Raw genomic sequence first — 12006 nt, 5'->3', positions numbered from 1 at the left:
CTCAGTCTCCTTGAATATCGGATTCGGATATTGGTTGTGGCTCTGCAATATTTTCAACCACAGTATAATGCAATGTGACTTTTAGTTGATCCGCCTCAACCTCTTTACTCAAAATCTTATCACTTACAATCATAGCATGTTCATCCAATTTTTTCTTTAGTTCTTTTTCGGCCATCTCCTTCGCTACTTTCAGCGCTTGCTTTTCTGTATATTCTCGATTCGCTTCTTCCTCTTCTCTCACAACATCTTTTTCATATGCAATCGGCAGTGTAAAACCAAATAATTTCACATCATGCTTTACACTTTCAGTACGAGAGCGTTTATACTTATCATGCTGAAATCCCCATATTTTTATTTTCGTATCCCCGAATTTAAGAAAATGTTCATTGTATACATTACCAGTATACACTTGGAATTGCGTCTTTAGCGGAACATCTACCTTAGATGTATACCACGTTTCGCCATACACAATACCTTTCGCTGAAACAATCGTCGGACTTTCCTCATTACCATATATTCCCGATACGAGAATCTGCCCTTTTTCTACATGATCATTCTTCAGTACAACCGGCTTTCCAACTTCTACAAACGTTTTTGTAATAATCGCTTCTTTTTTTGCTACTAAATTTTGCGGCCTTTGTTCCTTTTCTTTTTTTGGTTCGTTTTTTTCAACAATTTTAAAATGATACGTCGTTCCTCTTACTTCTAGTCCCGCCCAAGTAATGGCATTAATATTATCTGTCAAATGGCGTTGTACATCTTCTACATTCGGCATTTGAAATTGTAATTTCCCTTTTTTAATACCCATTTTATCCAATTCTTTCATCAATATATATTCTGTTTCGGGTTTTGCTCCTGTAATTTCAATTTTCCAAACCATATTTGACATTGCAATCACGCCAAAAAAGAAAATTAAAAACCCAATTAAAAATCCACTATTTTTAATTAAACGCTTATTCCAAAAAGGAAAACCATAACGTCCAATAAAATATAATTTACATTCATTTTTTCTATAAATTGGTTTTATTTTTTTCACATCGCGTAACAACATACAAAAAACTAACGTTTCATCAGCTATTTTCTTAACATCCCAAACTAACAAATTCCTCCGTACACATTCATTAACAAACCGTTCCGCTCCTCTACCTTCAATCCGCACTTTTACATATCCAAGCCACTTTATAAACCATTTATTTTTCATTTACCACCTTCACTGCCTTTCTAAAAGTAGATATACTACTTTTTATTTGAAGCATTAAAATAGCTCGTACTAAAATGAAACAAATTAAAACTGTAATCGGTCTCTATCAACGAAACTTTTACAGGATAAAGAAGAAAAACTTCACAAATGGAAGTTTCACTTCAATCACCTTTTTTTTCATTTTCTAAAAATGTTACTTGCTCAATTATCCCTTCGAGCAAAAGCTCTTCTGGAAGAATCGTTTTAATAACAAAGGATTGTCCTTTAATTAGTAATTGACCATGTTTTAAAAGCAATCGCACTTCTTTATCTGAAAACACTAATAGCCCCCGATGATTTTCTATATAAATATGTATTTGCCCAACAAGAGTAATCCGAGGCAGATCCATTAATACATCCACTGGTAGGTCTACTTGTTTTGTTAACCAATTTTTCATTTGTTCTAATTTCTTCATCTCGAAAGACCCCCTCCTCATCCCATATATATGTATTTCTTCACAAGTGCCTATCGTGTTATAACGACTTCACTAACATAACTATATTCTGTAAGAGTTCATCTCATGTTAATTAAAACAGTCGCTATATGAAATCATATTTATCAGGACAATGATGGATCAGAGAATGTTACCCATAATAATAGAAGTATTAATACAAGAATATGCGCCCTCAGGGGATATCAGTACAAGTTAAATTAAGAAATTGAGCCTAGCAAGAAGTTGGAAACTTGAAAAAACCTGTTACAATTCGTTCTGGACGTGACATACTGACCATAGAATAAGTAGTTGTCATTCATTAGACAAATGAGATAAAATCCGAAAAAGGAAATTGCTCCACTCTGAATTTTGCGGTGTAAGTAAGAATATTTTATAGCTGGTTGTTATATGAATCTCAAAAAAATATTAGGATTCATTAAAAAACAAAAAAATGAATTAATAAGCGAGGAAATACGAAAGGAAATTGGATTTAGTCAAGAAATTTTGAATGTTATAAAACAAGTTACTAACAGCAGCATCCAGCCCTTTTATGCAACTGATTCAAAATCTAAAATAGCCGGAGTCTCTTTCGTTACCTTTGAGGATTCTGCTGAACAGCAAGTTATAAAACTTCAATCTGAGGTTCAGAAACTTGGATACTTAGCTTTTATTTGCGAAAGAAGTTTTAGTCAAGGAAGTAAGAGTGAGTGTAGAATTGCAATTACACAAGGAAATGACCAATTTGATATCCTTACAATCCAACAAACAAATGGCGTTAATTACGAAGTGAGCAATATAGATGTTATTTTTAAACTAAGAAAATGGAATGATCGCTATCCTTTTATCATAATCGGTGCAGATCATGACTGGGTTGATGCCATTTTTAGCGCGTTACCTACAGACGAAGAAATGCAATCTTTCGCGCAAGAAATGTATGAATTTTGTCCAGATATAGTGGAACAAGGAACAGAAAGCATTGAGGAGTTAGTCGAAGAAATTAAGAAAACGAAAAAGCTTTTTTTATGGTGGGATTAATCATAACTAAGGCCGTTACCTTTTTTTACATACCAGAGGCGTTTCTATCACTTACAGAAACGCTTTTTAAGCAATATAGCTTTTTTCCTTAATAAGAACAATAAAAAAACGTCTCATACGAAATGAGACGTTTTTTTATGCTAATAGCTGGATAACCAACTTATTCACAAGTGATCCGTCTGTTTTACCTTTTACTTTCGGCATAACAGCAGTCATCACCTTACCCATATCTGCTTTAGAAGTCGCACCAACTTCAGAAATAACTTGCTTGATTACATCAACTAGTTCTTCTTCAGTTAATTGCTCTGGCAAATATGCGCTTAAAATCTGAATTTCACTTTGCAGTTTATTAACAAGGTCTTCACGACCAGCTTTTTTAAATTCAAGGAGGGAGTCCTTATACTGTTTTACTTCACGAGCTAAAACTGTTACTTCCTCTTCTTCAGTAAGAGTATGTTGCAGTTTAATACCTTCATTTTGTAAAGCAGCCTTAACCATACGAATAACGGTTAATTTTTCTTTTTGTTTATTCTTCATCGCTTGTTTCATATCATCGTTTAAACGACCGAGAAGACTCATAACTTACACCCTCTCTTAGAATTTACGCTTTCTTGCCGCTTCAGATTTCTTCTTACGTTTTACACTTGGTTTTTCATAAAACTCGCGCTTTCTTGCTTCAGCAAGTGTACCAGTTTTAGAAACCGATCTTTTAAAACGGCGAAGTGCATCCTCCAAAGACTCGTTTTTACGAACGACTGTTTTTGACATTCTCTTTCCCTCCCTCCGAAACATCACACTTACATACTAACTTCAGCATGCAAAAAGAAACACTTCTTCAGCATGTCTTTTACGATTATAATACATTTTATCACTTCAGGTCAACTATTTGGCAGAATAAAAGAAGAATAGAAGCATTTCCTTTTCAAAAGTTATACAAATAGCTAGTATCCTTCTTTCATGAAGACAACTATATTTTTATCATTTCAACTTTTTTCATACAGGGATGCACGAAACGCCTCTCCACCTTCTAGTACTTAACCGCTTCAAATAAAGAAAGCATGCAAACCGTTTCCGGTTGCACGCTCTTTTTTATGCGCTTGCTGATTCTTTTTTCACATCATCTTCAAGAACACGAACAAATTGCGCTTCGTTATATGGATAGCCAGCTTTCGTAATTTTCACTTTCACTAGCTTACCAATTAATTCTTCTGATCCTTCAAATACAATTTTCAAGTAGTTATCTGTATACCCTACATATAACCCTTCACGGTCGCCGTCTTTAAATTGCTCTTCTGGAATGATTTCAAGCACTTCCCCTTCAAACGCTGATGCATATTCTTTCGCTAATTGATTAGATAGCTCAATTAAACGATGAACACGATCGTTCTTCACATCTTCAGGAACTTGATCTTCCATGCGTGCTGCAGGTGTTCCTGTACGTTTTGAATAAGGGAACACGTGTAACTCAGAGAAGCGGTTCTCTTTAATGAAATTGTATGTTTCCATGAATTCTTCTTCTGTTTCACCTGGGAAACCAACGATTACGTCAGATGTAATCGCAAGGCCTGGTAACGCTTCTTTCAAACGATCTAAACGCTCTTGGAAGAATTCCATCGTATATTTACGACGCATACGTTTTAATACAGTATTAGAACCAGATTGCAACGGAATATGCAAGTGACGTACAACTACTTCAGATTTATCTAACACTTCAATTACTTCATCTGAAATTTGACTCGCTTCAATAGAAGAAATACGAAGACGTTTTAATCCGCCTACTTCCGCTTCCATATCACGAAGTAATCCAGCTAAGTTATAATCTTTTATATCTTCGCCGTATCCACCTGTATGAATACCCGTTAATACGATTTCTTTATAGCCTGCATCCACTAATTGTTGTGCTTGTTTAATAACCTCTTTTCCATCACGAGAACGCATTAAACCACGCGCCCAAGGAATGATACAGAATGTACAGAAGTTATTGCAACCCTCTTGTATTTTTAAAGACGCACGTGTACGATCCGTGAAATAAGGTACATCAAGTTCTTCGTACACACGTGTTTTCATAATATTGCGGACAGCATTAATTGGTTGACGCTCTTTACGGAATTCTTCGATGTAACCTAACATCTTTTCACGATCCTGTGTACCAACTACAATATCTACACCTGGAATCGCCATAATTTCAGCTGGAGATGTTTGTGCATAACATCCCGTTACGCAAATAACTGCATCTGGATTTTGACGCACAGCACGTCTGATTACTTGACGGCTTTTTTTGTCCCCAGTATTCGTTACTGTACATGTGTTAATAACATATACATCAGCTTTCTTTTCATATTCTGTTCTTTCATAACCACCTTGTTTAAACAATTGCCAAATGGCTTCTGTTTCATAGTGGTTTACTTTACAACCTAACGTATGGAACGCAACAGTTGACATTGATCATCACCCCATCAATTCAAAATGATACGAAGCAGCACTTAACGCGTATAACGGCGCCGTTTCTGTTCTTAAAATTCTTGGTCCTAAACTACATGGTACAAATTTATGTTCACGAAGCGCTGTAATCTCTTCCTCAGCTAAACCGCCTTCTGGGCCAAATACAATCAATAGCTTTTGACCTGGTTTCATTGTCGTTAAAGCTTTCGCAAAATTAGATTTCTCGCCTTGTTTCGCTTCCTCTTCGTAAGCAACAAGACAAACATCATACTCACCACTCATTGTAAGCAGTTGCTTAAATGATGCCGGAGCATGTACTTCCGGAATTTCACTTCTATGTGATTGTTCCGCAGCTTCTTTCACAATTTTTCTTAAACGCTCAACTTTTTTATCAGCTTTTTTCGTATCCCATTTTACGATAGAGCGAGATGCTTGAAATGGTAAGAATGCAGCTGCCCCAAGCTCAGTTCCTTTTTGAAAAATCAACTCTAGCTTGTCTCCTTTTGGCAGTCCACTTGCAATCGTCACGAAAACAGGAAGTTCACTTGACGCCTCTACCCATTCTACAATAGCCGTATTAATAAATTCACTGGTAATTTCATCAATTGAACATACTGCTGTTTTTCCGTTTACACAGCAATAAATTTGATCGCCAGCTGTCATACGCATTACTCTCGCAATGTGATGTACATCATCACCTACAATGCGAATTTTTGCTTCACTTACATGTTTTTCTTCTACAAAATAACGTTGCATATAATCACCTTAGTAGAGTTTCGTTCCTTTCGTAAGTCAACACTTACGAAAAGAACGAAACATTATCATTTTTCATATAACAAACGGCAAGTCCCTCACCTTATAGTGAGAGACTCCCCTTTTCATTATAGACTAAAATCTATATTACGCATTTCGTGCAATAATTGCTACCCAATCTTCCATTCGTAACACTTCTTCAATTGTAAATCCAGCTTGTTCTAACGCCTCAGAAATTACTTTTTCCTTCGCAGCAATAATGCCCGACGTAATAAATAATCCACCTGACTTCACAACTCTCGCTGCATCTTCAGGGAATAAAAGAATAATTTCTGCTAATAAGTTAGCTACGATTAAATCAACAGGACCTTCAATACCTTCTAAAAGACTATTTTGCCCAACAGACACGATATCATCTGTTTTATTTAAACGCACATTCATTTCTGCACTTTCAACTGCAACCGGATCTAAATCATATGCTTGAACAGAAGACGCACCTAATTTTGCCGCTGCAATACTAAGCACACCAGAACCTGTTCCTACATCAATGATAGTGTCACCTGGCTGTACTGTTTTTTCTAAAGCACGAATACACATCGTTGTTGTTGGATGAGTTCCTGTACCAAACGCCATACCTGGGTCTAATTCAATGATTTTTTCATCAGGAGAAGATGGTGTATATTCTTCCCACGTCGGTACGATTGTGAATGTATCAGAAATTTGTACTGGATGGTAATATTTTTTCCAAGCAGTAGCCCAATCTTCTTCATTGACTTCGTTAACGGTAATATTTCCAGTACCAATTTCAATGTCGTAAGATGGAAGCACATCAATAGATGATTTTACACCTGCAATCGTTTCATGTAAAGAATCCGTTTGCGGGAAATATGCTTTTATTAATACACCTTCCGCCGGATATTCATCTGGATTCAATGCATAAATTTCACCATATTGTTGCTCGCGCTCTTTCGTTAACTCCGCTGGATCCTCAATCGCAACTCCGCTAGCACCAGCTTCATGTAAAATATGAGAGACAGCTTCTACTGCTTCTTCTGTTGTATGAATACTAATTTCTGACCATTTCACAATTTACCAACTCCATTTTTTATTTCCATTATTCCCCTTTGAAAGCACGTTTAAGCTTTCCGAATAAACTATCATCCTGCTCTTCTTGTCCTGCAAATTCACGTAATAAATCTTTTTGCTGTGAAGTCAATTTCGTCGGTACAACAACACGAACGACTACATATTGATCTCCTTGGCCGTATCCACGTACGTTCGGAGCACCTTTTCCTTTTAAGCGGAATTCTGTTCCGGTTTGTGTTCCTGCTGGAATTTTCAGCTTCACTTTACCATGAACAGTAGGAACTTCCACTTCATCACCAAGCGCCATTTGCGCAAATGTTAATGGCATTTCGCAAATAATGTGATCCCCTTCACGCTCGAAGAATTCATGATTTCTTACATGAACGACAACATATAAGTCTCCTGCTGGTCCGCCATTTACGCCGGCTTCACCTTTTCCAGACACACGAATTTGTTGACCATTATCGATACCCGCTGGAATTTTAACATTGATTTTTTTACGCTTACGAACTTTACCTGAACCGTGACATGTCGTACATTTTTCTTTAATAATTTGTCCAGTTCCTGAACAATGACCACAAGCTTGACGGTTTACGATACGACCAAACGGTGTGTTTTGTTCTACACTCACTTGACCAGAGCCTGAACAATGTTTACATGTTTCTTTTGAAGTTCCTGGTTTTGCTCCACTACCTTTACAAGTATCACATGGATCTTCTACTGGAATTTCCACATTTAATTCCTTACCAAAAATAGCTTCTTCAAAATCTAAAGTGACTTGATATTGTAAGTCAGCACCTTGGCGCGGAGCATTTGGATCACGACGTCTGCCGCCGCCACCGCCAAAGAAAGAACTAAATATATCTTCAAAACCGAAGCCACCGCCGAAGTCTCCTCCGCCGCCAAATCCACCGAATCCTTGATTTGCACCAGCATGACCAAATTGATCGTACTGCGCACGCTTTTGATCATCACTTAACACTTCGTATGCTTCTTGTACTTCTTTAAACTTTTCAATTGCATTTTCTTCTTTGCTTACGTCTGGATGGTATTTTTTAGCCAAACGACGATACGCTTTTTTTATTTCATCTGTTGAAGCGCCCTTGCTAAGTCCAAGGACCTCATAATAGTCTCGTTTACTCATAAATTTACAACCCCCGAATCTTTCACATAAACGTAATTTTAACACCGAAAGAAAGTGCTTTGCAACAAAGTTTCCTCACTTACAGTATGCAAAGCGAAAAACTTAAGATCCTCACACATCGCTTCTCATTCGTGAAAAAAGCCAAAGTCAAGGCACGCTTGACTTTGACTTTTTGTCATCTTACTTATTATGTTTACAGTTGAATTACTTGTCTTCTTTTACTTCTTCAAACTCAGCGTCAACTACATTGTCTTTCTTCGTGCCAGCGTCTTGTGCACCTTGCGCACCTTCTGCTTGACCAGCAGCTGCTTGAGCTTGCTCGTATAATTTAACAGTTAATTGTTGTACGATTTCTTGTAAAGCATCTTTTTTCGCACGAATTTCTTCAAGCTCGTTTTTCTCAATTGCAGCTTGTAATGCTTCTTTCGCTTCTGTTGCTTTTGCAATTTCAGCTGCATCTACTTTACCTTCTAAATCTTTTACAACTTTGTCTGTTTGGAATACAAGTTGGTCAGCTTCGTTACGAAGTTCAACTTCTTCCTTACGTTTTTGGTCAGCGTCAGCATTTGCTTCCGCTTCTTGTACCATACGTTCTACTTCTTCATCAGAAAGACCTGAAGAAGATTGGATTGTAATAGCTTGCTCTTTGCTTGTTCCTAAGTCTTTCGCACGTACGTTAACGATACCGTTCGCATCAATATCGAATGTTACTTCGATTTGTGGAATACCACGTGGTGCTGGTGGAAGGTCAGTTAATTGGAAACGACCTAACGTTTTGTTGTCAGCTGACATTGGACGCTCACCTTGTAATACGTGAATGTCTACTGCTGGTTGATTATCAGCAGCTGTCGAGAATACTTGTGACTTACTTGTTGGAATTGTAGTGTTACGCTCGATTAATTTCGTGAACACGCCACCCATAGTTTCAATACCTAAAGAAAGTGGAGTTACGTCTAATAATAGAACGCCTTCTACATCACCAGTAAGTACGCCACCTTGAACTGCAGCACCTAATGCTACAACTTCATCAGGGTTTACACCTTTATATGGCTCTTTACCAGTTTCACGTTTAATAGCTTCTTGTACAGCTGGGATACGAGTAGATCCACCAACAAGAATAACTTTATCTAATTCGCTTGGAGCAAAACCAGCGTCTTTTAATGCACGACGAGTTGGCTCTAATGTTCTTTCAACAAGACCTGCTGAAAGCTCTTCGAATTTCGCTCTTGTTAACGTTAATTCTAAGTGTAATGGACCAGCAGCTCCAGCACTAATGAATGGTAATGAAATTTGAGTTTGTGTTACACCAGAAAGATCTTTTTTCGCTTTTTCAGCTGCATCTTTCAAGCGTTGAAGCGCCATTTTATCTTGGCTTAAATCAATGTTATTTTCTTTTTTGAACTCAGCTACTAAGTGATCGATGATAACTTGGTCAAAGTCATCGCCACCAAGACGGTTGTCACCAGCAGTTGAAATAACTTCAAATGTGCCGTCTGCTAACTCAAGGATAGATACGTCAAATGTACCGCCACCTAAGTCATATACTAAGATTTTTTGTTCTTCGTCTTGTTTTTCTAAACCATAAGCAAGTGCTGCTGCTGTTGGCTCGTTAATGATACGCTCAACTTCTAAACCAGCGATACGACCAGCATCTTTCGTTGCTTGACGCTCTGCATCGTTGAAGTATGCAGGTACTGTAATAACAGCTTTCGTTACTGTTTCACCTAAGTATGCTTCAGCAGAAGCTTTTAAGTTTTGTAAAATGATTGCAGAAATTTCTTGAGGTGTATAATCTTTACCTTCAACTTCTACTTTGTAGTCTGTACCCATATGACGTTTAACAGACATGATTGTATTTGGGTTTGTAATTGCTTGGCGCTTTGCAACTTCCCCAACTTGACGTTCTTCATTTTTGAAAGCTACAACAGAAGGTGTTGTACGGTTTCCTTCTGGATTTGGGATAACCTTTGGTTCTCCACCTTCCATAACAGCTACACAAGAGTTTGTTGTACCTAAGTCAATACCGATAATTTTACTCATGGCGAATCCTCCTAGTTTTATGTAAATTATTGATTTACTTTTACCATTGATGGGCGAATCACACGGTCTTTTAATTTATAACCTTTTTGGAATTCTTCCACAACCGCGTTTGATTCAAATTCACTATCTTCCACTTGCATAATAGCTTGGTGTTCATTAGGATCAAACTGTTTACCAACAGCTTCAATCACTTCCACACCTTCTTTATTCAGCGCTTCTAACAATTGACGATGCACCATTTCCATACCTTGTAACAAGGATTTCGTTTGCTCATCAGTCGCTTCCACTTGCATTGCTCTTTCAAAATTATCAAGAGCTGGCAAGATGTCTGAAACTAGACTTTGTGCTCTATATTTTTCAGCAGCCTGTTTATCCATTTGGACACGGCGCTTATAATTTTCAAAATCAGCTTGTAGACGTAATGTGCGACCTTCCGTTTCCGTTAGTTTCGCTTGTAACTCATCTACTTTTTCTTGTAAAAGAGCAGCCTCACTTTTTTCTTCTACAGTTTCTTCACTGTTTTCTGGCGTGACAGCTTCTTCAACTTGCGCTTCTTTTACTTCTTCTACCACTTGTTCGTTACGCTCTTCCACAATATTCACCTCCTTAAAAGGTATTAGGTATCATGCATAGCATGATTACCTAAGCATTATATATTACACACAGCAATGAAAATTTCATCACTTGAGCGAATGTATTACTCTCATTTACTTTTTAAGTCCATCAGTAAATTGTCTCGTAAATAACTGTAACAAACTAATTACACGAGAATATTGCATTCTCGTAGGACCTAAAATAGCAATTGTTCCAAGTTGCTCTTCGCCGATCGAATATGTTGCAGAAATTAAACTGCAATCCTCCATAGCCGTCGAAGTGTTTTCCCTACCAATTTTCACTTGAATCCCGACTTGTTTATGACGCAAAATGTCATAAAATTCGGCTTCATTATCAATCATGGTAAGCAAAGATCTAACCTTTTGAATGTCATGGAACTCTGGCTGCGAAAGCATATTTGCTTTTCCTCCAAAGTATATCTTTTCCGATAACGGAACTTGAAATGTACCATCTAACATTTTTATTGCACTATCGTAATTATGAACATACCCACGTAAAACTGTAACAATCTCCTTAAAGATTTTATTATGAAGTTCTTCCATCGGTACGCCAGATAGCTTTTCATTTAAAACATTAACCATTTTTTCTAAATCTGATAAATCAACAGATTCCGGAACGGTAATCGTTTTACTTTGTACATGCCCTGTATCAGTTACAATAATAGCGACTGCAGTTTGACGATCAAGCGGCACAATTTGTACATTTTTAAGTTTATTTGTACTTAACTTCGGTCCAAGAACAATGGCCGTATAATTCGTAAGTTCTGATAAAATTTGAGCAGATTGCTGTGCAATTTTTTCCGCTTCAAAAATTCTTTCAGCAAATAAATCTTTAATTTGTACAATTTCAGCGTTCGGTAAGTTTTGCGGCGCTAAAAGATGGTCTACATAAAATCGGTAGCCTTTCTCAGAAGGAACACGTCCAGAAGAACTGTGCGTTTTTTCAATAAAACCTAATTCTTCTAAGTCCGCCATTTCATTTCGAATAGTAGCTGAACTAAATGTAATTTCATCTTTTTTAGCCAACGTTCTAGACCCAACAGGCTGCGCTGATCCAATAAAGTCATCAATAATTGTTTGTAAAATTAAGAGCTGACGTTCCGTAAGCATCTCATCATCACCTCTGTTAGCACTCTTTGTCTTTGAGTGCTAAATCTATTAATAACTTACCAAAATTGACATTCAATTGTCAACGGAAACGTCACGAAATAATGAAAC

At 37.2% G+C, this 12006-nt stretch carries 12 protein-coding genes; 1 reads left to right on the top strand and 11 read right to left on the bottom strand.

Translation table 11 applies throughout. The features are described 5' to 3' along the window. Nucleotide 1: 1 nt before the first annotated feature. On the bottom strand, nucleotides 2–1201 hold the full coding sequence (gene yqfD / locus IBT51_RS03990) for a sporulation protein YqfD (RefSeq protein WP_000792498.1): 1200 nt from the start codon (nucleotides 1199–1201) through the stop codon (nucleotides 2–4). 161 nt (nucleotides 1202–1362) lie between these two features. Further along, nucleotides 1363–1656 carry a sporulation protein YqfC gene (gene yqfC / locus IBT51_RS03985; protein ID WP_000732269.1) on the bottom strand — a complete coding sequence of 98 codons (294 nt, stop codon included), beginning with the start codon at nucleotides 1654–1656 and terminating at the stop codon, nucleotides 1363–1365. 426 nt (nucleotides 1657–2082) lie between these two features. On the opposite strand from yqfC, the gene IBT51_RS03980 reads away from it, so the two are divergent. Next, on the top strand, nucleotides 2083–2709 hold the full coding sequence (locus tag IBT51_RS03980; protein ID WP_075719067.1) for a DUF4253 domain-containing protein: 627 nt from the start codon (nucleotides 2083–2085) through the stop codon (nucleotides 2707–2709). A 135-nt stretch (nucleotides 2710–2844) separates the two neighbouring features. Here IBT51_RS03980 and IBT51_RS03975 read toward each other — a convergent pair whose 3' ends face one another. The 9 genes from IBT51_RS03975 to hrcA all read right to left on the bottom strand — a co-directional run bounded on the left by IBT51_RS03975 (nucleotide 2845) and on the right by hrcA (nucleotide 11898). Further along, nucleotides 2845–3288 (bottom strand): GatB/YqeY domain-containing protein, encoded by a 444-nt coding sequence (locus IBT51_RS03975; protein WP_000054582.1) that lies wholly within the window; start codon nucleotides 3286–3288, stop codon nucleotides 2845–2847. A 15-nt stretch (nucleotides 3289–3303) separates the two neighbouring features. Further along, on the bottom strand, nucleotides 3304–3477 hold the full coding sequence (gene rpsU / locus IBT51_RS03970; RefSeq protein ID WP_000048061.1) for a 30S ribosomal protein S21: 174 nt from the start codon (nucleotides 3475–3477) through the stop codon (nucleotides 3304–3306). A 321-nt stretch (nucleotides 3478–3798) separates the two neighbouring features. Further along, the gene (gene mtaB, locus IBT51_RS03965; RefSeq protein ID WP_000108679.1) at nucleotides 3799–5151 is read right to left on the bottom strand and encodes a tRNA (N(6)-L-threonylcarbamoyladenosine(37)-C(2))-methylthiotransferase MtaB; all 1353 of its coding nucleotides are present in this window, start codon (nucleotides 5149–5151) and stop codon (nucleotides 3799–3801) included. A 6-nt stretch (nucleotides 5152–5157) separates the two neighbouring features. After that, the gene (locus IBT51_RS03960; protein WP_199716877.1) at nucleotides 5158–5907 is read right to left on the bottom strand and encodes a 16S rRNA (uracil(1498)-N(3))-methyltransferase; all 750 of its coding nucleotides are present in this window, start codon (nucleotides 5905–5907) and stop codon (nucleotides 5158–5160) included. A gap of 144 nt (nucleotides 5908–6051) precedes the next feature. Beyond that, nucleotides 6052–6990, bottom strand: a complete 939-nt coding sequence (prmA, locus tag IBT51_RS03955; protein ID WP_000872103.1) for a 50S ribosomal protein L11 methyltransferase — start codon at nucleotides 6988–6990, stop codon at nucleotides 6052–6054. Between the two features lie 28 nt (nucleotides 6991–7018). Next, nucleotides 7019–8134 (bottom strand): chaperone protein DnaJ, encoded by a 1116-nt coding sequence (gene dnaJ, locus IBT51_RS03950; protein WP_000043947.1) that lies wholly within the window; start codon nucleotides 8132–8134, stop codon nucleotides 7019–7021. 204 nt (nucleotides 8135–8338) lie between these two features. Further along, complete coding sequence (gene dnaK, locus IBT51_RS03945; protein ID WP_053563639.1) at nucleotides 8339–10174, bottom strand: chaperone protein DnaK; 1836 nt, start codon at nucleotides 10172–10174, stop codon at nucleotides 8339–8341. A gap of 26 nt (nucleotides 10175–10200) precedes the next feature. Then, a complete protein-coding gene (gene grpE, locus IBT51_RS03940; protein WP_000392710.1) occupies nucleotides 10201–10767 on the bottom strand; it encodes a nucleotide exchange factor GrpE in 567 nt (188 codons plus the stop codon). A 114-nt stretch (nucleotides 10768–10881) separates the two neighbouring features. Then, nucleotides 10882–11898, bottom strand: a complete 1017-nt coding sequence (hrcA, locus tag IBT51_RS03935) for a heat-inducible transcriptional repressor HrcA (protein WP_000954942.1) — start codon at nucleotides 11896–11898, stop codon at nucleotides 10882–10884. Nucleotides 11899–12006 lie beyond the last annotated feature (108 nt).

It is taken from the genome of Bacillus sp. S71, assembly GCF_016625265.1.
Classification (GTDB): Bacteria; Bacillota; Bacilli; order Bacillales; family Bacillaceae_G; genus Bacillus_A; species Bacillus_A cereus.
Note: the sequence above shows the minus strand (reverse complement) of the source record. Positions and strands in the feature narration are given on the sequence as shown.